Below are 21,399 nucleotides of genomic sequence, written 5' to 3' on the forward strand. Positions count from 1 at the left end.
GCCGGGCCCCCGGGCCCCGTCCTGCTTCACCCCGTCCGTCAGCCGAGCGCCCAGGCGACGTCCCGGAGGAGGGCCTGGCGCCAGCCGGCCCGGTCGTGGTCCGCCGCCGACCTGGACGTGCGTACGGTGGCCCCGGCCTTCTCGGCCAGGGTCTCGACCAGTTCGCAGTGGGGGCGCATCCGCGTCTCGTGCTCGCCGAGGTCGAACGCGATCCGCAGCCCGGCCGGGGCGGGGCGCTCCCGCAGCCGTGCGGCGATGGTGCCGCCCACCGCACCGCCGAGCGGGTCGGGCAGGGACGAGGCCTGCGGCGTCCACCAGAACGACCCCGACTGGCAGGCCACCCGGGACACCAGGTCCGGGAACTCCAGCGCCGCGTACACCGCGCTCAGCCCGCCGAGGCTCTGTCCGGCCACCACCAGGCGGTCCAGGTCCGCGGGCACCCCGCTCTCCGCGACCAGGGGCAGCAGTTCGTCCCGCACCGCCTCCCACAGCTCGGGCCGGCAGCCGAACTCGGCCTGCCGGTCCTTGGCCGGCAGGAACACCAGCGTCACCGGGGGCACGTCACCGGCGGCGACGGCGCTGTCGAAGGCGGTCATGGCGGGGTGCAGGTGCAGCCAGTCGTCCCCGTCGAGCAGCAGGACCACCGGACCGCCGCCGCCCGCGGGGTGGACGCGCACGGTGCGCCGCCCGCCGAGCCGCTCACTGGCCCAGCGGATGCGGGTGCGCGGCAGGGGCAGCACGTCGTCGGCGCCGACCGCCGGCCAGTGGGGCTGCGGGGGCGCGTCGGGCGTGGCGGCGATGGACCGGTCACCGCCGGCCCCGACCGGGTTGAGCGGGTCGGCGTACGAGCCGTCGTCCGTGAGGAACCGGTAGGTCACGCGGAGCCGGGCGGGCATGCGCACCTCGGCGTACCAGCAGTCGGTGTCGCCCCAGCGGGCCAGCGGCACCGGTTCCGACCAGCTTTCGAACTCGATGACCGCAGGGCCGCCGCGCCGTACGAACAGGGTGACCCAACCGCCGTCGTCCGCGGGGACGGAGACGGGTGCCGCCGCCGCCCAGAAGTCGTCGGTGCCGGGCCCCGCGGTCAGGCCGAAGGCGGCGAAGGGGTTCTCCGGTCCGTCCGGGGAGGCGGGTCGGGGTGCGGGCATCTGGGCCTCCTTGTGAGGGAGATGAGGAAGAGTTAGGGTTACGATTAGGCGAGCCTAACCTAAGTATCAGGCTCGTGAACCGCCACCAGGAGGAACCCCGCATTATGAGCACCAACCCGTTCGACGACGCAGACGGCCGTTTCCTGGTCCTGGTGAACGACGAGGGCCAGCACTCCCTGTGGCCGTCCTTCGCCGAGGTGCCCGGAGGGTGGACGGAGGCCTTCGCGGAGAACACCCGCGACGCGTGCCTGGACTTCATCGAGAGCCACTGGACCGACCTGCGCCCCCGCTCCCTCGCGGCGGCCGTCGACGCCTGAGGCGCCCACGGCCCGAGACCCCCTCCGACGGACGGACCGCGCATGCTCTGCACGAGGCTGACGAACGCGAACATCCTCACCATGGACCCGGACCGCCCGGTCGCCCGCGAACTGGGCATCTGGCGGGGCCGGATCGTGGGCGTGGACGAGGCCGTCGCCTCCCTCCCGGCCCGCGAGGTCATCGACCTCCAGGGCGCCACCGTGCTGCCCGGGTTCATCGACAGCCACGTCCACCTCGCCTGGACCGGGCTCAAGCAGAGCGCCCCGAGCGTCGCCCCCTGCGAACGGGCCGAGGACGTACTGGCGGCCGTCGCGCGGGCGGCCTCCCGTACCGGCGCCCCCGGTGACTGGGTGGACGTCATGGGCTACGACCAGCGGGCCCTGGGGCGCCACCTGACGGCCGCCGAACTGGACACCGTCAGCCACGGGCGCAAGGTGTTCCTGATGCACGACTCGGGCCACGGCTGCGTCGTCAACAGCGCCGTCCTGGACCTGCTCCCGGCCGGCGTGCCGCACCGGGACGGCTTCCTGGCCGAGAGCGCCATGACCGCGGTGCGCAGGCTCCGGCTGCCCTACGCGCAGGCCGACATCGCCGACGCGGTCGAGCGGGCCGCCCGGACCTGCCTCGCCGAGGGCGTGACCGCCGTCGCCGAGGCGGGCATCGGGGGCGGCCTGCTCGGCCACAGCCCGGTCGAGCTGGGCGCCTACCAACTGCTGCGGGACCAGGGGCGGCTGCCCCTGCGGGTCCAGCTCATGGCGGCCGGCGACACGATCGGCCCGCGCGGGGCGCACCGGGAGGACGGGGTGCCCCGCGCCCTGGACCTGGGCATGCGCACCGGATTCGGCGACGACTGGCTCTCGCTGGGCGCCCTCAAGATCTACACCGACGGCGGGATGATGGCCCGCACCGCCGCGCTCACCGCCCCGTACGAGGGCATGGACCACACCGGCGAACTCCAGGACGATCCGGAGAACCTGACCCGGCTCATCGTGGACGGCCACCTCGCCGGCTGGCAGCTCGCCGTCCACGCCATCGGCGACCGTGCCGCCGACCTGGCGCTCGACGCCCTGGAGCGGGCGCAGGCGCTGCGCCCGCGGCCGGACGCCCGGCACCGGATCGAGCACGCCGGACTGATCCGGCCCGACCAGCTCCCGCGCCTCGCGCGGCTCGGTGTCAGTGCGGTCGTCCAGCCGACGTTCCTCCACTCCTTCGGCGACGACTACTCCGCGGTGATGGGCGAGGAGCGGACGCCGTGGATGTACCGCGGCCGGGGATTCCTGGACCACGGGGTGACGCTCGTGGGCAGCTCGGACCGGCCCGTGACGGACGGGGCGCCGCTGCGGGCCGTCCAGTTCATGGTCGAGCGCGCCTCCGCGTCCGGCCGGGCGGTCGGCCCCGGCGAGGCGGTCACGGTCGAAGAGGCCCTGCGGGCCTACACGGTGGCGGGGGCGTACGCCTGCCACTGGGACGACAGCGCCGGCAGCCTCTCCCCGGGGAAGCGCGCCGACCTGGTCGTCCTGGGGGACGACCCGCGGCGGGTCGACCCTTCCCGGATCGGCGGCATCGAGGTCGTGGCGACGGTCGTCGACGGACACGAATCGACAGGAGCAGGGAAGCTGTGACCACTCAGACGAACGTCCTCGAACGGTTCTCCCCGCTGTGGGAGGCGTCCGACACCCCGCCGCGCTGGGTGATCTGGCACACGGGTGACGGCGAGTCGCTCGTCTTCGACCGGGAGTTCAACATGCCGTTCGAGGTGGACGATCAGGTCGCCGGAGAGGTCATGCGCCGGATGCGCGCGGCGGGGATCCCCGAGGGCGACGACTACCCGGGCCGCCCCTGCGGCTAGGCAGGACCGAGGTACGGGCCCCGCGGGGCCCCACAGGCCGTACGAGGGCCCCGGGAGCCGTTCCCGGGGCCCTCTTCCGTAGGGGCCGTCACCGGCGTGACGGCCCCTCGGTGTTGGGTGTGCCCGGCCCTCCGCGCGTCGGCTTGGCCGAATCGGGCAGGTAAGGCTAACCTTACTTCGACCGTTCCTGTGGGGCGTCGCGGCAACCCGCCTTCCTCCGGACCCCGTCCGGGAGATCCCCTGCGCCCGCGAACGGTGCCATCCGAGGAAGGAACGCCTTGACCACGGCCACGCTGCCCCCTGTCGCCCTCGCCCCGCTGCCGCCCCGAGCGCCCGCCACCCGGTGGCACCGCGCCGCCGAGTTCTCGGTGCGGCCGGCGCGCGAGGACGACGGCCCCGCGCTCGCCACGCTCTCCCGGCCGTTCGTCCGCACGGGTGCGCTCCGCGAACGCCCGGTCTCCCAGTACCTCGCGGAGGCCCGCGACTTCCTCGTCGCCCAGGCCCCCGACGGCACCGTCGAAGGGTGCGTCGGGCTGCGCGAGCACCCCGACGCGGGCGTCCTCTTCAACTTCTGCGTGGCGGGCCACCGGCAGGGTTCGGGCATGGGCGGCCGGCTGCTGTACGCGGCGTTCGCCAGGGCCCGCAGCCGCTCGCTGACGACCCTGTTCACCGCGACGACGGGGAGCGGCCGGCTCTTCCTCCGGCACGGCTTCGTCCCGGCCGACCCGGAGCTGGCCCCGCGCGACTGGGCACGCTCCCTCGACCCCGCCCGCAACGCCCGCGTCCTGGCCCGCAGCCTGTAGGGCACGCGGCCCGCAGAACAGGAAGGGGCGGTTCCCCCCACGGGAACCGCCCCTTCGCCGTCACCCGGTCGCCCCGGGGTCCGTCACGCGCCCCGGGTCACGAGGCGTCCGCGGCCGCCGCGTCGAGCACCGCGGGCAGCGCCGCCACGAGGGCCTCCACCCGCTCCTGCGGCACGTTGAGCGCGGGAGCGAGCCGGACGACGTCCGGCCCCGCCGCGTTCACCAGGAAGCCGGCCTCCTGCGCCGCCCGCTGGACCCGCGCGGCCACCGGCTCGCGCAGGGCCACGCCCACGAGCAGCCCCGCGCCCCGGACCTCGCCGACCAGGGGGTGGCGCAGCGCCTCGACGCCGCCGCGCAGCAGCTCGCCCATCCGGGTCACGTGCGCGAGCAGTCCCTCCTTCTCGACGGTCTCCAGCACGGCCAGCCCGGCCGCGCACGAGATCGGGTTGCCGCCGAAGGTGGAGCCGTGCTGACCGGGCGTCAGCAGCCGGGCGGCATCGCCGAAGGCGACCGCGGCGCCGATCGGCAGGCCGCCGCCCAGCCCCTTGGCCAGGGTGATCACGTCGGGGTCAAGGTCCGGTTCCGCCTGGTGCGCGAACCAGTGGCCGGTGCGGCCGATCCCGGTCTGGACCTCGTCCAGGACCAGCAGGCTCCCCGCGGCCCGGGTGATGTCGCGGGCGGCGCGCAGGTAACCGGCGGGCGCGGGGACGACGCCCGCCTCTCCCTGGACCGGTTCCAGGAACACCGCCGCCGTGCGCTCGGTGACGGCGGCCCGCAGGGCCTCCACGTCGCCGTAGGGGACGTGCGTCACGTCGCCGGGGAGCGGCAGGAAGGGGTCCTGCTTGGCCGGCTGGCCGGTGAGGGCGAGGGCGCCCATGGTGCGGCCGTGGAAGCCGCCCCGGGTGGCGACGAGGTGCGGCCGCCCGGTCCGGCGGGCGATCTTGAAGGCGGCCTCGACGGCCTCGGCGCCGGAGTTCGCGAAGAACACCCGCCCCCGCCTGCCGAGGAGTTCCAGCAGGCGTTCCGCGAGCGCCACGGGCGGCTCCGCCACGAACAGGTTCGACACGTGGCCGAGCCGGGAGGCCTGCTCGCGTACCGCCTCGACCAGGGCCGGGTGGGCGTGCCCGAGGGTGTTCACGGCGATGCCGCCGGTGAAGTCCGCGTAGGCGCGGCCGTCCTCGTCCCACACGGTGCTGCCCTCGCCCCTGACGAGGGCCAGCGGGGGAGTGCCGTACGTGTCCATCACCACCGCGCGCCAGCGGTCGGCGAGCGGGGTCGTGCTGTCGGCGGTCACGCGCCGTCCTCCCTTGCGCCGGGGCCTTCGGACCCGGCCTTCGCGTCCGGCACCACCGTGGTGCCGTGTCCGTCCTCGGTGAACAGGCCGCGCAGCAGCGCGTGCGGGACCCGGCCGTCGATGACCTGGGCCCGGCCGACGCCGGCGCGGACGGCCCGCAGGCAGCCCTCCATCTTGGGGAGCATGCCGCTCGCCAGCTCCGGCAGCAGCACGTCCAGCTCGGCGGCCGTGAGGCGCTCGATCACCTCGGTGCTGTGCGGCCAGTCCGCGTACAGTCCTTCGACGTCGGTCATGACCACCAGCCGGTCCGCCCCGAGGGCCACGGCCAGGGCCGAAGCCGCCAGATCGGCGTTGACGTTGTACACCTGGCCGTCCTCGCCGCGCGCGATGGGCGAGACCACGGGGATGCGGCCCTGCTCCAGCAGCGCGCCGAGGGTGCCCGTGTCCACGTCCGTGACGTTGCCGACCAGGCCGATGTCCACCGGGCGGCCGTCCACCCAGGCCGGCCGCCGGACGGCGGTCATGGTGTGCGCGTCCTCGCCCGACAGGCCGACGGCGAAGGGTCCGTGGGCGTTGATGGCCCCCACGAGCTCCCGCTGCACCTGCCCGGTGAGCACCATGCGGACGACGTCCATGGTCTCCGGGGTGGTGACCCGCAGCCCGGCCTCGAAGCGCACCTCCAGGCCCAGCCGGTCGAGCAGCGAGCTGATCTGGGGGCCGCCGCCGTGCACGACGACGGGCCGCAGGCCCGCGTGCCAGAGCTCCACCACGTCCTGGGCGAAGGTCCGGTGCAGCGACGGGTCGACCATGGCGTTGCCGCCGAACTTGACGACGACCGTACGGCCCTGGAGCTCCTCCAGCCACGGCAGGTCCTGCGCGGCCGGTATCCCGGCGGCGGCCTTCGTCTGCGTGGTGCCCGTCCCGCTCATGAGCTGTACGCGCTGTTCTCGTGGACGTACTCGGCGGTGAGGTCGTTGGCCCAGATGACGGCGGTTTCGGTGCCGGTGGAGAGGTCGGCGGTGATGCGGACCTCGCGGTCCTTCATGCCGACCAGGTCGCGGTCCTCGCCGACGGAGCCGTTCTTGCAGACCCAGACGCCGTTGATGGCGACGTTGAGCCGGTCCGGGTCGAAGGCCGCCTTCGTGGTGCCGATCGCGGACAGGACACGGCCCCAGTTGGGGTCCTCGCCGTGGATGGCGCACTTGAGGAGGTTGTTGCGGGCGATGGACCGGCCGACCTCGACGGCGTCCTGCTCGCTGGCCGCGCCGATCACCTCGATGCGGATGTCCTTGCTGGCGCCCTCGGCGTCGCCGATCAGCTGGCGGGCCAGGTCGTCGCAGACCGTGCGGACGGCTTCGCCGAAGGCCTCGTAGGAGGGGACCTGCCCGGAGGCGCCGGAGGCCAGGAGCAGCACGGTGTCGTTGGTGGACATGCAGCCGTCGGAGTCGACCCGGTCGAAGGTGGTGCGGGTCGCGTCCCGCAGCGCCTTGTCCAGGGTCGCGGAGTCCACGTCGGCGTCCGTGGTCAGCACCACGAGCATGGTCGCCAGGCCCGGGGCGAGCATGCCCGCGCCCTTCGCCATCCCGCCCACCGTCCAGCCGTCCTGGGAGACGGTGGCGGTCTTGTGCACGGTGTCCGTGGTCTTGATCGCCACGGCCGCGTCCTCACCCCCGTCGGCGGAGAGCGCGGCGGCAGCCACCTCGATGCCCGGCAACAGCCGGTCCATCGGCAGGCGGACACCGATCAGACCCGTGGAGCACACCGCGACCTCCTCGGCCGCGAGGTCCAGGGCCAGCGCCGTGCGCTCGGCCGTCACCCGCGTGTCCTCGGCGCCGCCGGGGCCGGTGCAGGCGTTGGCGCCACCGGAGTTGAGGACGACGGCGGAGACCCGTCCGTCGGCGAGGACGTCGCGGGACCAGCGCACCGGGGCGGCCTGCACGCGGTTCGAGGTGAACACGCCGGCGGCGGCGTGCGAGGGCCCCCGGTTCACGACCAGGGCCAGGTCCGGGGTGCCGGACTCCTTGATGCCGGCGGTCACTCCGGCGGCGAGGAATCCGAGGGCGGCGGTCACACTCACGGGGCCACTCCATTCGTGGGCAGGCCCTGCCGTTCCGGCAGGCCGAGGGCGATGTTCATGCTCTGCACCGCGCCACCCGCGGTGCCCTTGGTGAGGTTGTCGATGGCGCTCACGCAGACGATCCTGCGGGCGTCCGGGTCCACGGCGATCTGCACCTGGACCGTGTTGGAGCCGAGGACCGCGCCGGTCGAGGGCCACTGGCCGGGGGGCAGCAGCCGGACGAACGGCTCGTCGGCGTACACGGCCCGGTAGACGGCCCGCACCTCGGCCTCCCCGGCGGACGTGTCCGCGCGGAGCCGGGCGGAACAGGTCGCGAGGATGCCGCGGGGCATGGGCGCCAGGGTCGGGGTGAAGGAGACGGTGACCTGCTCGCCCGCGGCCCGGGACAGGTTCTGGACCAGCTCCGGGGTGTGCCGGTGGCCGCCCCCGACTCCGTACGGGCTCATGGAGCCCATCACTTCGGCGCCGAGGAACTGCGGTTTGAGCGAGCGTCCGGCGCCGGAGGTACCGCTGGCGGCGACGATCACGGCCTCGGGCTCGGTGAAGCCCGCGGCGAAGGCGGGAAACAGCGCCAGGGTGGCCGCGGTCGGATAGCAGCCGGGGACCGCGATCCGGGTGGCGCCCTTCAGCTCGTCCCGGGCTCCCGGCAGTTCGGGCAGGCCGTAGGGCCAGGTCCCGGCGTGGGGCGAGCCGTAGAAGCGCTCCCAGGCGGCGGGGTCCCGGAGCCGGAAGTCGGCGCCGCAGTCCACCACCAGGGTGCCGGGGTCCAGCTCTTCGGCCAGGGCGGCCGACTGCCCGTGGGGCAGGGCCAGGAACACCACGTCGTGGCCGCGCAGGGAGTCGGCGCCGGTGTCCAGGAGGATCCGGTCGGCGAGACCGGGCAGTTGCGGCTGTACGGACCCCAGCGGACGGCCGGCGCTGCTGTGCGCGGTCACCGCTCCGATCTCCACGCCGGGATGCGAAGCCAGCAGGCGGAGCAGTTCTCCGCCCGCGTAGCCGCTGGCACCGGCCACCGCGACCCGTACGGTCATGTTCTTCCGTTCTCTCTGTGTTCGTGCGAGGTGTGGGGGGCCGTGGGCGCGGACGGGCGCCGCCGGGCGGTGCGGGAGCAGGACCTGCTCACGCGTCCTTGCGGCCGTCGCGCGCCACCCGGCCGAGCAGCAGGTCGCGCAGGAGCGACTCGGTGGTACACACCACCGCGCTGCGGGCGGCCCACCGCATGGCCATGGCGTGCTCCTCGGCGGAGAAGTCGGCGACGGCATCGGCGACCACGAAGGGCTGGATGTCGTTCATGAAGGCGTCCGCGGCCGTCAGGAGCACGCCCAGCTGGGCGTGGACGCCGCAGATGACCAGCTGGTCGCGGCCCTCCGAGCGGAGGAGCCTGCCCAGGTGGCTGCGGAGGAAGGCGTTGTGGCGCACATTGGCCAGCACGTGTTCGCCGGGCCGGGGGCTCAGGGGCGGGACGATCGCGGCGGCGTCGGAGCCGTCGACGATGCCCGGACCCCACAGGTCGGCGGCGAGGCCGCGCTGCCCCGGAGGCTGGGCGGCCGGTTCGGCCGTGAAGACGACCGGCATGTCGAGGGCCGCGGCCAGGGTGCGGAGCGCCGAGATGTTGTCGACGAGCTCCACGACCGGCGACCGCTCCGCCGCGGTCCCCCCGACGAAGTGGTTCTGCATGTCGTGGACCAGCAGCGCGGCGCGACGGGGGTCGATGGCCCAGGACGCGCAGGAACGGGGCAGGGTGGATCGGTCGGGCATGGGGTAGGAGCCGATGGCCGGCAGGCCCATGGTGTTCTTCCCTCCCTGATCGCACGTGAGCGCGTGTCTCCACAGATCCCGTCTGCGTTTAGCTTAGCCTAACCTAATCTGACCTCGGGGGTGCCGTCCCGGCGGCCGCTCGGCGGCCGATGGCGGACAATCGCCCCCGCGGCGGGCCGGGTTGCCCCCCCGGCCCCCGCCCCGGACGGCGGGTCAGCTCGGTGCGGGGGAGCGGCGCGGGTCCGCGTACCGGCGGGGAGCCGTCAGCAACAGCCGGACCTGCTCGCCGGCCCCGGCCGCGTCCCGCGCCGTGACGGGGAACGGGAAGCGCAGGTCGAGGTGGCCGCTGCGGTACTCGCACCGCAGCGTGATGCCGTGCCGGTCCAGGGCCAGCGGGGAGGTCCGCAGTACGCCGGCCGGCAGCCGGGGTGCGGCCAGTGCCGCGAGCCCCGCCACCATCTCCCCGTGGGAGTCGGCGAGGTGGGTCAGCATGCCGGCCTCCTCGGCGGCGATCGGGTCCGGCCGGGCGAGCGTGAACTCGTCGAGGCCGACGTCCCGTACCTCCGCCGCGGTCCTGAGGCTGACGCGCGCGGCGTCCAGGCGCAGCCGCACCCCGTCGGGGCCCGGTTCGTCCGGGGTCAGCCAGCCCGAGATCGTCACGCGGGCCCGGACGCGCTCCCTGACCGCGGTCGGGGCCACGTCGGTGAACTGCACCAGCGCCGCGAGGCTGCCGCGGGGCGCCGTGGCGATCCGGGCGGCCAACGGGCCGTCGGCCGGGGGGTGCAGGAAGATCCTGCCCTTCGGGCCGACGGAGTGCAGGCCGATCAGGTCGTACGCCTGGGCTTCCGTGACGAGGGACAGGGAAACGGCCCGGGCCAGCACGGAGCGGACGCGCTCGGCGGCGGTGGGCCCTCCCGGCGCGGCGTCTGCAACAGCACTCAAGGCGACTCCTCACGAGACGGGTGCACGACAGGTTGGACTGAGGTAAGGCTAACCTAACCAATGGGGGTGTCCAGGGCGGAGGGGGCGGAAAGGGCGTCATGCGGCCTCCGCGGGAACGGGGTACCCCGGGCGGACCGGGACCCCGGCCCGCCGGAAACCTGCTGCCTCCCGGGCGCTACCCGGGTGTAGGTTGACGAGGTCACAGCGGTGCGAATACACGAGAGCGGGCCGGGGCCGCGGTTGATCCGGCCCGGCCCTGGGACGGCCTGGGAAGATGCTGACCGAAGTCATTGCAACCCGATATGTCACGCCCTTGCGTGAGGGGGGCTCACTACCCGGCATCGTCGAGGCCGACGATCTCGGTACCTACGTCATGAAGTTCACCGGAGCCGGCCAGGGCCGCAAGACCCTGGTCGCCGAAGTCGTCTGCGGGCGCCTCGCCCAGCGCCTGGGGCTGAGGGTCCCGCGGCTGGTGCAGATGCAGCTCGACCCCGTCATCGGGCTCGCCGAGCCCGACCAGGAGGTCCAGGAGCTGCTCAAGGCCAGCGGCGGACTCAACCTCGGCATGGACTACCTGCCCGGCTCGATCGGCTTCGACCCCCTCGCCTACCGGGCCGACCCGGTCGAGGCGGGGCGCGTCGTCTGGTTCGACGCGCTCATCAACAACGTCGACCGGTCCTGGCGCAATCCGAACATGCTGGTGTGGCACGGCGAGCTGTGGCTCATCGACCACGGCGCCACCATGATCTGGCACCACAACTGGCCCACCGCCCCGGCCGCCGCCGCCAAGCCCTACAACGCCTCGGACCACGTCCTGGCCCCCGTCGGCCCCGACATCGCGGCGGCCGCCGCCGAGCTGGCCCCGCTGGTCACCGAGGAACTGCTCACCGAGGTCGCCGCCGACGTGCCCGACGAGTGGCTCGTCGACGAGCCCGGGTTCGACTCCGCCGACGCGGTGCGCCGCGCCTACGTGGAGGCACTGCTGCCGCGCGCCGCCACGATCCACGAGAGGATCACCATGGAGGCCGAGGTCAGGCAGCGCTCCGGTCCGCCGGGCTGGCTGGCCGAGCGGCTCCCTCCCCAGTCGGACAAGAACAAGCAGAAGAGCGGCAACGAGTGACCAAGCGGGACGTGTTCGAATACGCGCTGGTGCGCGTGGTGCCCCGGATGGAGCGCGGCGAGTGCTTCAACGCCGGAGTCATCGTCTACTGCCGGGCGCACTCCTACGTCGCCGCGCGCACCCACCTCGACGAGGCGAAGCTCCTCGCGCTGGACCCGGGGGCCGACGTGGCCGGGGTGCGGGCGGCGCTGCGCGGGGTCGAGGGGCTGTGCGCGGGCGGCGAGGAGGCCGGGCAGGCGGCGGGCGACGACGCGGGGCGCAGGTTCCGCTGGCTGATCGCCCCCCGCAGCACGGTGGTGCAGCCCGGACCGGTGCACACCGGCCTGACGGCCGATCCGGCCGCCGAGGTGGAACGCCTGCTGGAGCTGCTCGTCCGCTGATTTCCGGGCAGGTCCGCGCCACTGCCGCCGGGGGCCGTTGACACGGGGTGTCGCGGCTCCTAGCGTCTCCTCAGCTGAGGCTACTAAGCGGTTGCTCACCTTCGGGCGGCCGTCTCTCAAGGGCGAGGAGAACAGCATGTCCACCACCGAGCAGCGCGTCGCGATCGTGACCGGGGCGGCCCGGGGCATCGGCGCGGCCACCGCGATCCGGCTGGCCGCCGAGGGCCGGGCGGTCGCCGTGCTCGACCTCGACGAGGCCGCCTGCAAGGACACCGTCGAGGCGATCACGGCGGCCGGCGGCAAGGCCCTCGCGGTCGGCTGCGACGTCTCCGACGCCGCCCAGGTGGAGGCGGCCGTCGAGCGGGTCGCGAGCACGCTCGGCGCGCCGACGGTCCTCGTCAACAACGCGGGCGTGCTCCGCGACAACCTGCTCTTCAAGATGAGCGACACCGACTGGGACACCGTCATGAACGTGCACCTGCGCGGCGCGTTCCTGATGGCGAGGGCCTGTCAGAAGTACATGGTGGACGCCAAGTTCGGCCGCGTCGTGAACCTCTCCAGCAGCTCGGCGCTCGGCAACCGCGGCCAGGCGAACTACGCCGCCGCCAAGGCCGGCCTCCAGGGCTTCACCAAGACCCTGGCGATCGAACTGGGCAAGTTCGGCATCACCGCCAACGCCGTCGCCCCCGGCTTCATCGTCACCGAGATGACCGCGCAGACCGCCGCCCGCGTCGGCATGGGCTTCGAGGAGTTCCAGCTGGCCGCCGCCTCGCAGATCCCGGTGCAGCGCGTGGGTCGGCCGGACGACATCGCGAACGCCATCGCCTTCTTCACGGGCGAGGACGCCGGATTCGTCTCCGGCCAGGTCCTGTACGTGGCCGGCGGCCCGCTCAACTGACGTCCCACGAGAGGCGGGCTTACGACATGACGGACAGCGGTGTGACGGACGGCGGCATCGACAGCGGCAAGGTGGCCCTGGTCACCGGGGCGAGCCGGGGCATCGGCTACGGGATCGCCGAGGCGCTGGTCGCCCGGGGCGACCGGGTCGTGATCACCGGGCGCAACGAGGACGCGCTCAAGGAGGCCGTGGAGCGGCTCGGCGCGGACCGGGTGGTCGGCGTGGCCGGGAAGGCGCACGACGAGGCCCACCAGGCCCTCGCCGTGGACCGTGCGATGGAGGCCTTCGGCCGCGTCGACTTCCTGGTCAACAACGCGGGCACCAATCCGGTCTTCGGGCCGATCGCGGACCTCGACCTCGGGGTGGCGCGCAAGGTGTTCGAGACCAACGTGATCTCCGCGCTGGGCTTCGCCCAGCGGACCTGGCACGCCTGGCAGAAGGACCACGGCGGGGCGATCGTGAACATCGCCTCCATCGCCGGGGTCTCCGCCTCGCCCTTCATCGGGGCGTACGGGATGAGCAAGGCCGCGATGATCAACCTGACCCTCCAGCTCGCGCACGAGATGGCGCCGACGGTACGGGTCAACGCGATCGCCCCGGCGGTGGTCAAGACCAGGTTCGCGCAGGCGCTCTACGAGGGCCGCGAGCAGGAGGCCGCGGCCGCCTACCCGCTCGGCCGGCTCGGGGTCCCGGAGGACATCGGCGGAGCGGCCGCATTCCTGACATCTGCACAAGCGGAATGGATCACCGGACAAACTCTCGTCGTCGACGGAGGAATGTTCCTCAATGCCGGTGTGCACTGACCGATAACCGGACGCATTTGCCTCCCAACAGGAGGCAAATGCGTATCGAATCGGACCGAAATCGGTCAATCGTCTCACGAAACCTGCCCATTGGATTTGTGAGGCACTGCGGTAGGGTCTGCCGCACCCCTGGCTGATCGAGGAGCGTGCACGTGTTCAACCGGACCAGATGCCTGCAGATCGCTGCGGCCGTTGCGTCCATATCCCTGGTCGCAGGTTGCGGCCTGTTCTCGGACGACGGTGACGCCGCCGCGAAGCGGATCACCGTAGGCACCATGAGCGCGCCCAGCACCCTCGACCCCGCAGCGGCGTGGGACGGCTCCTGGGAGCTGTACCGCAACGTCTACCAGACCCTGCTGGCCTTCCCCACGGGCAGCACCAAGCCCCAGCCCGACGCGGCCCAGAGCTGCGAGTTCACCGACTCGGCGAACACCGCCTACCGCTGCGTCCTGCGCAAGGGCCTGAAGTTCTCCGACGGCGAGCCGCTGGACTCCAAGGCGGTCAAGCACTCGCTCGACCGGATCAAGACGATCAACCACAAGGTCGGCCCCGCCGGTCTCTTCGGCACCCTGGACAAGATCGAGGCCCCGGACCCGCTCACCGTCGTCTTCCACCTGAAGACCCCGGACGCGACCTTCCCGTACGTGCTGGGCTCGCCGGCCGCCTCCCTGGTCGCGCCGAAGGCGTACCCGGCCAACAAGGTCCGCGAGGACGGCAAGGTCACCGGCTCCGGCCCCTACGTCCTGACCTCGTACGCGGAGGGCAGCGAGGCGGTCCTCGGCCGCAACGACAGCTACACGGGCTTCGCCAACCGCCGCAACGACGGGGTGACGATCCGCTACTTCTCCGACTCCAAGAAGATGATCGCCGCCCTCAAGGGCAAGGAGATCGACGCCACCTACCGCGGCCTCTCCGCCGCGGAGATCAAGGACCTCCAGACCCCGGCCTCGCACGCCCAGGGCGTGCAGGTCGTGGAGAACGTCGGCGCCGAGATCCGCTACCTGGTCTTCAACCCGAACGACCCGCAGGTCAACAAGCCGGCCGTGCGCCAGGCCATCGCCCAGGTCATCGACCGCGGTGCGATCGTCTCCAAGGTCTACCAGGGCACCGCCGAGCCGCTGTACTCGATGGTCCCCAAGGGCGTGGTGGGCCACAAGACGCCCTTCTACGACATCTACGGCAACCCCGACGTCGCCAAGGCCAAGAAGATCCTCACGACGGCCGGGATCACCCAGAAGGTGGAGCTCACCTTCTGGTACACCACGGACCGCTACGGCGCCTCCACCGCCGACGAGTTCACCGAGATCAAGCGGCAGCTCGAAGAGAGCGACCTCTTCAAGATCAACCTGCGCGGCCAGCCCTGGAAGACCTTCCAGGAGGGCTACAAGAGCGGTCAGTACCCGGTCTTCGGCCGAGGCTGGTTCCCGGACTTCCCGGACCCCGACAACTTCATCGCGCCGTTCGTCGGCAAGGAGAACGCGGTCGGAACCCCGTACGAGCCGACGCAGATCCTGAACGAACTGCTGCCCAAGTCCCGCCGCGAGGGCGACCGGTCCGCGGGCGTCAGGGAGTTCGAGGCGGCCCAGCAGATCTTCGCCCAGGACGTCCGGCTGCTGCCCCTGTGGCAGGGCAAGCTGTACGTCGGCGCACGCGAGGACATCGCCGGTGCCGAACGGGCCCTGGACCCGCAGACCGCCATGCAGATGTGGGAGCTGTACCGCAAGACCAGCTGGTGATCCCGGCGGTCCGGGCCGTCCCGGCGGTCCGGGCGGCTCCGGCGGGACGCCCGGGTGACGGCGTTGTCAGTGGTCCCCGGTAGGTTCGGAGCAGTTGCACGAACTTGTACCGGAGGTTGTCGACGTGACCCAGATGCTGCCCGAGTCCTGGCTCCCCGTCCTCGGCGGGGAGCTGGACCAGCCCTACTTCAAGGAACTCACCGAGTTCGTCGAGAAGGAGCGGGCGAACGGGCCGGTCTACCCGCCCCGCGAGCAGGTCTTCGCGGCCCTGGAGGCCACGCCGTTCGACAAGGTGAAGGTCCTGGTCCTCGGCCAGGACCCGTACCACGGCGCCGGCCAGGGACACGGCCTGTGCTTCTCCGTGCAGCCCGGGGTCAAGACCCCGCCCTCGCTGCGCAACATCTACAAGGAGATGAAGGAGGAGCTCGGCCTGCCGGTCCCGGACAACGGGTACCTGATGCCGTGGGCCGAGCAGGGCGTCCTCCTGCTCAACGCCGTCCTCACCGTCCGCGAGGCCGAGGCCAACTCCCACAAGGGCAAGGGCTGGGAGAAGTTCACCGACGCGGTGATCCGCGCCGTGTCCGACCGGCCCGACCCGGTCGTCTTCGTGCTCTGGGGCGCCTACGCCCAGAAGAAGATCCCGCTCATCGACGAGGAGCGGCACGTGATCGTCAAGGGCGCCCACCCCTCGCCGCTGTCGGCGAAGAAGTTCTTCGGCTCCCGGCCCTTCACGCAGATCAACGAGGCCGTCGCCGCCCAGGGCCATGAGCCGATCGACTGGCGGATCCCGGACCTGGGCTGACACCACCCCGCGCCTCGGCGCCAGAGCCGGTGCCTCCGGCTAGCTTCTTGATGACCGGACCGGAGCGGGTCCGGCGGAGCGAGCCGGAGGCCCCGTTGAGGGAGCAGCAGCAGGAGGCGTCGGAGGACGCCGTCATGACCAGGATCGGCCAGGCCGTCATCCTGCTGCACGCCGGAGACCGCGAGGAGGCCCGCAACCGGCTCGGCGAGATCTGGTCCGAGATCGGCGAGGAGGGCGACTCCCTCCACCGCTGCACCCTCGCCCACTACCTGGCCGACGCCCAGGACGACCCCGCCGACGAACTGGCCTGGGACCTGAGGGCGCTGACCGCGGCCGACGGGCTCGGCGAGCGGCTCGGGGAGGCACTTCCCGGGCGGGCCGAGCCGCACCCGGCCGTGCGGGTGTTCTACCCCTCCCTGCACCTCAGCCTCGCCGCCGACTACGCCAAGCTGCGCCGGCCCGACGAGGCCCGGGTCCACCTCGCGCGGGCCCGGGCGGCCACCGGAGCGCTGTCCGACGACGGGTACGGCAACGGCGTGCGGGCCGCCATCGCCCGCCTGGAGCGCCGGCTGGCGGCGGAGGCGGGCCCGGCCCCCCGGCCGTTCCCCGAGCAGGCGTAGGCCGTCTCCTGCGGATCCCGCCCGGCCCCCGCGCGTCCCCCGGCCACCGCTGGCAGGCGCCCCCGGGAACCGCGCCCCCGCCGCGCTGCCTGACGGACCGCGGGCGTCCGGCGAGGCTCGGTCCCCGGCGGTACCTCAGCCGGCCCCGGCGCCCTCGACGCCCGCGCAGATCCGGGCCTCCGGGCCGTGCGGGTCCCAGTTCCCGTGCCGGCGGCCCAGCGCGCACACGTCCGCCGGCCGGACCGGCAGCTCCCGCGCCAGCCCCGGCGGCAGCTGCGCCCCCGGCTCCGATCCGTGCGCACGGCCCCGCGGGCCCTCCTTGCCGCGCCCGCCCGGCTCCGCCGGCACCGGCACGTCGGGGACTCCCCGGGCGGCCTGCACGGCCTCGCCCTCCCCGGTGCGCGGCCCGGGCACCGAGCGCGCCGAGCCCCGGCCCGCGGCCGTCGGGGCCGAGGGGCGCACGCCCTCCCGGGGCACCGCCTTCAGCGCCTCCAGGGCGGGCGCCTGCACGACCACGGGCAGCGCCCCCGGACCGCCGCGCGGCTCGTGCCGGGGCGGCGGCCCGCCGGCGGGGGCCGCGGCCGGGCCCGTCTGGGCGGGGTTGACGCTCACGCAGCCGGTGACGGCCGAGACGGCACAGGCGGCTCCGAGGAGCAGCTTCGTCGAGGTTCGGGTTGGATGCACCCGCGCAACTCTGCTGTGCCAGGACCCCGTTGTGAAAACCCTGGGCCCATATTCACCCCGCACGGGTGACGGGGAGGGGATGTCCGGCGGACACCGCACCGGGCCCGGCTACTCGCCGGTGGCGCCGTCGATGTGCTCGCGCAGCAGGTCCGCGTGCCCGTTGTGACGGGCGTACTCCTCGATCATGTGGGTGTAGATCCAGCGCAGGCTGAAGACCTCCCCGCGCCGGTGGCTCGCGGCGTCCGACACCGCGTCCAGGGAGCGGCCCGCGGCCGCCTTCCGGGCCAGTTCGACCTCGGAACGCCAGACCTGCTCGGCCGAGGCCCAGGTGTCCTGGTCGGTGAACTCGAAGTCGCCGTCGCGGTGTTCCCGGGTGCTGTACAGCTCGGGCAGGTCCGCCCCCAGGGCGATCTCCCGGAACCAGTACCGCTCCACCTCCGCCATGTGCCGCACCAGGCCCATCAGGCTCAGCCCGGAGGGCGCGAGCGGGGTACGGCGCAGCTGCTCCTCGGAGAGCCCCTCGCACTTCCAGGCGAGGGTGGAGCGGTGGTAGTCGAGCCAGCCGTCCAGCATCTCCCGCTCGCCGGCGGTGGTGGAGGGTTCGGGGCGGTGCGATCCGTTGGAGGTCATGGTCCACATCCTGGACGAACGCGCCCCCTCCCACCAGGGATTAAGCTGCCGCTGTCCCACAAGGCACAGATCAGGAGGCTCCTGGTGAAGGTCGGCGTCATCGGACTCGGCGACATCGCGCAGAAGGCGTACCTGCCCGTCCTCACCACCCGTCCCGGGGTGGAGCTGCACCTGCAGACCCGCACCCCGGCCACCCTGGAGCGGATCGGCGACGCCCACCGGGTCCCGCCGGAGCGCCGCCACACCACGCTGGACGCCCTGCTCGCCGAGGGCCTCGACGCCGCCTTCGTGCACGCCCCGACCGACGCCCACCCGGCGATCGTGGAGCGGCTGCTGGACGCCGGCGTGGCCACCTACGTGGACAAGCCGCTGGCCTACGAGCTGGCCGACTCGCGGCGCCTGGTGGAACGCGCCGAGGAGCTCGGGGTCGGCCTGTTCGTCGGCTTCAACCGCCGCCACGCGCCCGGCTACGTCCTGTGCGCCGACCACCCGCGCGACCTGATCGTCATGCAGAAGAACCGGGTCGGGCTGCCCGAGGACCCCCGCACCCTCGTCCTGGACGACTTCATCCACGTCGTCGACACCCTGCGCTTCCTGCTGCCCGGCGAGGCCGACCACATCGACGTCCGGGCCGTGGTGCGCGAAGGGCTGATGTCCCAGGTGGTGCTCCAGATGTCGGGCGAGGGCTTCACCGCCCTGGGCGTCATGAACCGGCGCTCCGGGTCCGCCGAGGAGGTCCTGGAGGTGTCGGGCCAGGACTCCAAGCGCCAGGTCGTCAACCTGGCCGAGGTCGTCGACCACCGGGGCCAGCCCACCGTGCGCCGGCGCGGGGACTGGGTGTCCGTGGCCCGCCAGCGCGGCATCGAACAGGCCGTGGACACCTTCCTGGAGGCCGTGGAGGGCGGCAAGGAGCTCAGCGCCCGGGACGCCCTGCTCACCCACGAGTTGTGCGAGCGGGTGGTGCTGACGGCTCTGGAGCAGGCCTCCGGAGCCTGACCGCCCGCACGCCCGAGACCGCGCCGTACAGGCCCAGAGCGGCCAGCGCGGCCCCCGCGGGCCAGTTCCCGAAGCGGACGAAGGGGGTCGTGCCCCGGGCGAGCGGCACCTCGTACACCTCGGCCGTACTGGCCGAGGCGGGCAGGGCGGGCCCGATCCGGCTGCCCGAGGGCCCGTACACCGTGCTGATGCCCGTCAGGGTCGCGTGGACCGCCGGACGGCCGGTCTCGGCGGCGCGCAGGGCCGCCAGGGAGGCGTGCTGGGCCGGCGCCCAGCTGTCCTGGAAGGTCGAGGTCGCCGACTGCGCGACCAGCACCCCGGCCCCCTCGCGGACCAGGTGCCGGCTCATGTCGGGGAAGGCCGACTCGAAGCACACCAGCGGCCCCAGCCGCACCCCGCCGGGCAGGTCCATCACCACCGGGTCCGCGCCGCGCATCCGGTCCTCGCCCGCCGCCTTGCCGACCGAGGTGGCCCAGCCCAGCAGCGAGCGGGCCGGCACGTACTCGCCGAAGGGGACCAGCCGCATCTTGTCGTACCGGGCGCCGGTGGGGCCGTCGGGGCCGACCAGTACCGAACTCTTGTAGATCCCGGGCCGGTCCGACCGCCGGGCGTCCACATTGACCAGCAGCGGGGCGCCGAGCTCAGCCGACAGGGCCGCGAGCCGCCGCGACAGGTCGGGCCGCGCCGCCAGGTCCGCGCCGACACTGCTCTCGCCCCACACCACCAGGTCCGGGTGTCTCCCCGCCAGGGCCCGGGTGAGGCGTTCCTCCACGTCGAACCGGCGCTCCGCCCCGTCCGTCCCGCCCACCACCCCCGGCTGGACGACGGCCACCCGCAGCGCGCCCGACACCTCGGGGCGCGGCAGCCACAGCCACACCACCCCCGTCAGCACCGCACACCCCGCCACCGAGGCCACCGCCGGGGCCCGCGTCCCCGGTACCGCGACCAGCAGCACCACCGCGCAGTTCACCGCCACCAGCAGCAGGCTCACCAGCCACACCCCGCCCACCGAGGCCAGCCGCAGCGCCGGCGGCACCTGCCACTGGCTGGCCCCGAGCAGCCCCCACGGCCCGCCCAGCCCCTGCCAGGACCGGGCCAGCTCGGACAACAGCCAGCCGGCCGGTACGAGGACCAGCCCGGCCGCCGCCCGGCGCGGGCCCGGCGACCCCCCGAGGAACTCCCGCACCAGCAGGGCCCAGGGGATCCAGAGCAGCCCCAGCAGCGCGGCGAGGGGGACCAGGAACACGTGCAGGCTCGGCAGCAGCCAGTGGTGCACCGCCACGATGAAGCCGGCACCGCCCAGCCACCCCTCCAGCGCGGCGCGCCGCCGGTCGGGGGCCGAGCGCAGCAGCAGCATCCAGGGCACGAGGACGACGTACGCGGACCACCAGAGCCCCGGCGCGGGAAAGGCGAGGCAGGGCAGTGCCCCGGCGGCCGCCGCGGCTGCCGCACGCCACCACCGGGTCCGCTTCGTGAGCAGCATGAGGCGCCTCCGCTTCCAGTGTGGGGCCGGCCCCGGCCGGGCGCGGCCCGGGCCCGGGGTCAGGACGCCATGTGGCGCCACTTCTCGTGCACCGTGACCCCCGTGAGCCGCCAGCCGTCCGGGGTGCGGGCCAGGGCGAAGGAGTAGCGCCCGGCGGCGACGAAGTTGGGGGCCGTGCCCCGGTCGTCGGGCCCGGCCAGCCGCATCGGGTTCAGGAAGTCCGCCCGGACCTCCGCCGAGTCCCCGGGATAGCCGCCCCGGTCCTCCAGCCTGATCACCCGGTTGACGATCAGGTGCTGGCGCACCGGGAAGAGCCCCATGGTCTCCGCGAGCCAGTCGGCGACCTCCGCGGCCGGGCCCTCGACCCCGCCCGCCGAGCTGTAGTCGGCCCGTCCGGCGGGGGTGAACAGGGCGCGGTAGGCGCCCCAGTCCCCGTCGTCGACGGCCGCCGCGTACCCCGAGACCACCTCGTCGATGGCGAGCCGGTCCATCACCGTCGCCAGGTCCACACGCTGCGTCATCGGGTCAGTGTGGGGCTGGCGGGCGACGGGGCCAAGGGGCGTGCGGCCATTGATCCCCGAGGAGCCGATCAGTGACCGGAACCGGATCAGTGACCGGAATGCGCCTCCCGCTGCCGGATCACGACGAGGAACGCGTCGGTCGCCAGGTCCATCACCACCTCCGCCGGCACGCCCTCGCGCATCCGCTGCGCCGCGTACTCCTCCGCGGGCCAGCTCCCCCTCGGACTTCCCGCCGGAAAACGCTCCAGTACCACGCGGCCCATGGGACACCCCCTGCTGTTCGCCTTCAGGTCTCTGCGGGGACAACGACGCGGGGTCCGCCCGGGAACGTTCCCGGGCGGACCCCGCGTCGAGTTCAGGCCACGGGCCCGAGGGGTGCTAGGGGGTGTCCGCAAAGTCCCGCCTGCCCCGCGGGGTCCGGCACGCACTCTCGCCGCACCGGGCGAAAGCCCAAGTACGTCCAGTACGCGGGCTTCCGCCCGGCACGCCGAGAGCACGCACCGGCCACCCCCGCGCCCCCCCACCCCGCGGGCGGCG

At 73.7% G+C, this 21,399-nt stretch carries 24 protein-coding genes; 12 read left to right on the forward strand and 12 right to left on the reverse strand.

Annotated features, from left to right (window positions below; genetic code table 11):
• Window positions 1-38: 38 nt before the first annotated feature.
• Window positions 39-1,148, reverse strand: a complete 1,110-nt coding sequence (locus ACIPW5_RS34545) for an alpha/beta hydrolase-fold protein (RefSeq protein WP_401253718.1) — start codon at window positions 1,146-1,148, stop codon at window positions 39-41.
• Between the two features lie 104 nt (window positions 1,149-1,252).
• Between ACIPW5_RS34545 and ACIPW5_RS34550 the strand changes: the two genes are divergently transcribed.
• The 4 genes from ACIPW5_RS34550 (at window position 1,253) to ACIPW5_RS34565 (ending at window position 4,118) form a co-directional block, all read left to right on the forward strand.
• The gene (locus ACIPW5_RS34550; RefSeq protein WP_401253721.1) at window positions 1,253-1,465 is read left to right on the forward strand and encodes an MbtH family protein; all 213 of its coding nucleotides are present in this window, start codon (window positions 1,253-1,255) and stop codon (window positions 1,463-1,465) included.
• Between the two features lie 42 nt (window positions 1,466-1,507).
• Window positions 1,508-3,088, forward strand: coding sequence for an amidohydrolase (locus tag ACIPW5_RS34555; RefSeq protein WP_401253724.1), 1,581 nt, complete (start codon window positions 1,508-1,510; stop codon window positions 3,086-3,088).
• Window positions 3,085-3,315, forward strand: a complete 231-nt coding sequence (locus ACIPW5_RS34560) for a hypothetical protein (protein WP_401253727.1) — start codon at window positions 3,085-3,087, stop codon at window positions 3,313-3,315. Before ACIPW5_RS34555 ends, ACIPW5_RS34560 begins: the two co-directional genes overlap by 4 nt.
• A 278-nt stretch (window positions 3,316-3,593) precedes the next feature.
• Window positions 3,594-4,118 carry a GNAT family N-acetyltransferase gene (locus tag ACIPW5_RS34565; RefSeq protein ID WP_401253730.1) on the forward strand — a complete coding sequence of 175 codons (525 nt, stop codon included), beginning with the start codon at window positions 3,594-3,596 and terminating at the stop codon, window positions 4,116-4,118.
• Window positions 4,119-4,215: 97 nt separating this feature from the next.
• Here ACIPW5_RS34565 and ACIPW5_RS34570 read toward each other — a convergent pair whose 3' ends face one another.
• From ACIPW5_RS34570 to ACIPW5_RS34595, 6 genes are all read right to left on the reverse strand, one after another.
• Window positions 4,216-5,361 (reverse strand): acetylornithine transaminase, encoded by a 1,146-nt coding sequence (locus ACIPW5_RS34570; RefSeq protein ID WP_401253774.1) that lies wholly within the window; start codon window positions 5,359-5,361, stop codon window positions 4,216-4,218.
• A gap of 47 nt (window positions 5,362-5,408) precedes the next feature.
• Window positions 5,409-6,341, reverse strand: a complete 933-nt coding sequence (gene argB / locus ACIPW5_RS34575) for an acetylglutamate kinase (RefSeq protein ID WP_401253733.1) — start codon at window positions 6,339-6,341, stop codon at window positions 5,409-5,411.
• Entirely contained in the window at window positions 6,338-7,489 is a 1,152-nt protein-coding gene (argJ, locus tag ACIPW5_RS34580) for a bifunctional glutamate N-acetyltransferase/amino-acid acetyltransferase ArgJ (RefSeq protein ID WP_401253736.1), read from the reverse strand. Before argJ ends, argB begins: the two co-directional genes overlap by 4 nt.
• A complete protein-coding gene (gene argC, locus ACIPW5_RS34585) occupies window positions 7,486-8,520 on the reverse strand; it encodes an N-acetyl-gamma-glutamyl-phosphate reductase (protein ID WP_401253739.1) in 1,035 nt (344 codons plus the stop codon). The genes argJ and argC overlap by 4 nt, the downstream gene beginning before the upstream one ends.
• Window positions 8,521-8,608: 88 nt before the next feature.
• On the reverse strand, window positions 8,609-9,277 hold the full coding sequence (locus ACIPW5_RS34590) for an isochorismatase family protein (RefSeq protein WP_401253741.1): 669 nt from the start codon (window positions 9,275-9,277) through the stop codon (window positions 8,609-8,611).
• A 183-nt stretch (window positions 9,278-9,460) separates the two neighbouring features.
• Complete coding sequence (locus tag ACIPW5_RS34595) at window positions 9,461-10,189, reverse strand: DUF2470 domain-containing protein (RefSeq protein ID WP_401253744.1); 729 nt, start codon at window positions 10,187-10,189, stop codon at window positions 9,461-9,463.
• 274 nt (window positions 10,190-10,463) lie between these two features.
• On the opposite strand from ACIPW5_RS34595, the gene ACIPW5_RS34600 reads away from it, so the two are divergent.
• The 7 genes from ACIPW5_RS34600 to ACIPW5_RS34630 all read left to right on the forward strand — a co-directional run bounded on the left by ACIPW5_RS34600 (window position 10,464) and on the right by ACIPW5_RS34630 (window position 16,548).
• Window positions 10,464-11,309 (forward strand): HipA family kinase, encoded by an 846-nt coding sequence (locus tag ACIPW5_RS34600; protein ID WP_401253746.1) that lies wholly within the window; start codon window positions 10,464-10,466, stop codon window positions 11,307-11,309.
• Window positions 11,306-11,689, forward strand: a complete 384-nt coding sequence (locus tag ACIPW5_RS34605) for a DUF3037 domain-containing protein (RefSeq protein WP_362472697.1) — start codon at window positions 11,306-11,308, stop codon at window positions 11,687-11,689. Before ACIPW5_RS34600 ends, ACIPW5_RS34605 begins: the two co-directional genes overlap by 4 nt.
• A 136-nt stretch (window positions 11,690-11,825) precedes the next feature.
• Window positions 11,826-12,587: a 3-oxoacyl-ACP reductase FabG gene (gene fabG / locus ACIPW5_RS34610; RefSeq protein WP_401253749.1), complete on the forward strand. Its 762-nt coding sequence runs from the start codon at window positions 11,826-11,828 to the stop codon at window positions 12,585-12,587.
• Window positions 12,588-12,613: 26 nt separating this feature from the next.
• On the forward strand, window positions 12,614-13,390 hold the full coding sequence (locus ACIPW5_RS34615) for an SDR family oxidoreductase (protein ID WP_401253752.1): 777 nt from the start codon (window positions 12,614-12,616) through the stop codon (window positions 13,388-13,390).
• 152 nt (window positions 13,391-13,542) lie between these two features.
• Window positions 13,543-15,126: an ABC transporter substrate-binding protein gene (locus tag ACIPW5_RS34620; protein WP_401253755.1), complete on the forward strand. Its 1,584-nt coding sequence runs from the start codon at window positions 13,543-13,545 to the stop codon at window positions 15,124-15,126.
• Between the two features lie 133 nt (window positions 15,127-15,259).
• On the forward strand, window positions 15,260-15,928 hold the full coding sequence (locus ACIPW5_RS34625) for a uracil-DNA glycosylase (RefSeq protein ID WP_401253777.1): 669 nt from the start codon (window positions 15,260-15,262) through the stop codon (window positions 15,926-15,928).
• A 50-nt stretch (window positions 15,929-15,978) separates the two neighbouring features.
• Entirely contained in the window at window positions 15,979-16,548 is a 570-nt protein-coding gene (locus ACIPW5_RS34630) for a hypothetical protein (RefSeq protein ID WP_401253758.1), read from the forward strand.
• A 135-nt stretch (window positions 16,549-16,683) separates the two neighbouring features.
• Here ACIPW5_RS34630 and ACIPW5_RS34635 read toward each other — a convergent pair whose 3' ends face one another.
• The gene (locus ACIPW5_RS34635; RefSeq protein ID WP_401253761.1) at window positions 16,684-17,232 is read right to left on the reverse strand and encodes a hypothetical protein; all 549 of its coding nucleotides are present in this window, start codon (window positions 17,230-17,232) and stop codon (window positions 16,684-16,686) included.
• Between the two features lie 108 nt (window positions 17,233-17,340).
• On the reverse strand, window positions 17,341-17,862 hold the full coding sequence (locus tag ACIPW5_RS34640) for a DinB family protein (protein WP_401253764.1): 522 nt from the start codon (window positions 17,860-17,862) through the stop codon (window positions 17,341-17,343).
• An 84-nt stretch (window positions 17,863-17,946) separates the two neighbouring features.
• On the opposite strand from ACIPW5_RS34640, the gene ACIPW5_RS34645 reads away from it, so the two are divergent.
• Entirely contained in the window at window positions 17,947-18,858 is a 912-nt protein-coding gene (locus ACIPW5_RS34645; protein ID WP_401253766.1) for a Gfo/Idh/MocA family protein, read from the forward strand.
• On the opposite strand, the gene lnt is transcribed toward ACIPW5_RS34645, so the two are convergent.
• The 3 genes from lnt to ACIPW5_RS34660 all read right to left on the reverse strand — a co-directional run bounded on the left by lnt (window position 18,797) and on the right by ACIPW5_RS34660 (window position 21,125).
• Window positions 18,797-20,341, reverse strand: a complete 1,545-nt coding sequence (gene lnt, locus ACIPW5_RS34650; protein WP_401253769.1) for an apolipoprotein N-acyltransferase — start codon at window positions 20,339-20,341, stop codon at window positions 18,797-18,799. The genes ACIPW5_RS34645 and lnt overlap by 62 nt on opposite strands.
• 59 nt (window positions 20,342-20,400) lie before the next feature.
• Window positions 20,401-20,862, reverse strand: a complete 462-nt coding sequence (locus tag ACIPW5_RS34655; RefSeq protein ID WP_401253772.1) for a nuclear transport factor 2 family protein — start codon at window positions 20,860-20,862, stop codon at window positions 20,401-20,403.
• 86 nt (window positions 20,863-20,948) lie between these two features.
• Window positions 20,949-21,125: a hypothetical protein gene (locus tag ACIPW5_RS34660; RefSeq protein ID WP_362472667.1), complete on the reverse strand. Its 177-nt coding sequence runs from the start codon at window positions 21,123-21,125 to the stop codon at window positions 20,949-20,951.
• Between the last annotated feature and the right edge of the window lie 274 nt (window positions 21,126-21,399).

Origin of the sequence: Streptomyces sp. NPDC090077 (genome assembly GCF_044747545.1) — a bacterium.
In the GTDB taxonomy this organism is placed as follows: domain Bacteria; phylum Actinomycetota; class Actinomycetes; order Streptomycetales; family Streptomycetaceae; genus Streptomyces.

Excerpts from the sequence above, each read along its gene's own strand:
- ACIPW5_RS34545 (WP_401253718.1), bottom strand. The coding sequence starts at position 1,148 with ATGCCCGCACCCCGACCCGCCTCCCCGGACGGACCGGAGAACCCCTTC.
- ACIPW5_RS34550 (WP_401253721.1), top strand. The coding sequence starts at position 1,253 with ATGAGCACCAACCCGTTCGACGACGCAGACGGCCGTTTCCTGGTCCTG.
- ACIPW5_RS34555 (WP_401253724.1), top strand. The coding sequence starts at position 1,508 with ATGCTCTGCACGAGGCTGACGAACGCGAACATCCTCACCATGGACCCG.
- ACIPW5_RS34570 (WP_401253774.1), bottom strand. The coding sequence starts at position 5,361 with ATGGACACGTACGGCACTCCCCCGCTGGCCCTCGTCAGGGGCGAGGGC.
- argB (WP_401253733.1), bottom strand. The coding sequence starts at position 6,341 with ATGAGCGGGACGGGCACCACGCAGACGAAGGCCGCCGCCGGGATACCG.
- argC (WP_401253739.1), bottom strand. The coding sequence starts at position 8,520 with ATGACCGTACGGGTCGCGGTGGCCGGTGCCAGCGGCTACGCGGGCGGA.
- ACIPW5_RS34590 (WP_401253741.1), bottom strand. The coding sequence starts at position 9,277 with ATGGGCCTGCCGGCCATCGGCTCCTACCCCATGCCCGACCGATCCACC.
- ACIPW5_RS34600 (WP_401253746.1), top strand. The coding sequence starts at position 10,464 with ATGCTGACCGAAGTCATTGCAACCCGATATGTCACGCCCTTGCGTGAG.
- fabG (WP_401253749.1), top strand. The coding sequence starts at position 11,826 with ATGTCCACCACCGAGCAGCGCGTCGCGATCGTGACCGGGGCGGCCCGG.
- ACIPW5_RS34615 (WP_401253752.1), top strand. The coding sequence starts at position 12,614 with ATGACGGACAGCGGTGTGACGGACGGCGGCATCGACAGCGGCAAGGTG.
- ACIPW5_RS34625 (WP_401253777.1), top strand. The coding sequence starts at position 15,260 with ATGCTGCCCGAGTCCTGGCTCCCCGTCCTCGGCGGGGAGCTGGACCAG.
- ACIPW5_RS34630 (WP_401253758.1), top strand. The coding sequence starts at position 15,979 with ATGACCGGACCGGAGCGGGTCCGGCGGAGCGAGCCGGAGGCCCCGTTG.
- ACIPW5_RS34640 (WP_401253764.1), bottom strand. The coding sequence starts at position 17,862 with ATGACCTCCAACGGATCGCACCGCCCCGAACCCTCCACCACCGCCGGC.
- lnt (WP_401253769.1), bottom strand. The coding sequence starts at position 20,341 with ATGCTGCTCACGAAGCGGACCCGGTGGTGGCGTGCGGCAGCCGCGGCG.
- ACIPW5_RS34655 (WP_401253772.1), bottom strand. The coding sequence starts at position 20,862 with ATGACGCAGCGTGTGGACCTGGCGACGGTGATGGACCGGCTCGCCATC.
- ACIPW5_RS34660 (WP_362472667.1), bottom strand. The coding sequence starts at position 21,125 with ATGGGCCGCGTGGTACTGGAGCGTTTTCCGGCGGGAAGTCCGAGGGGG.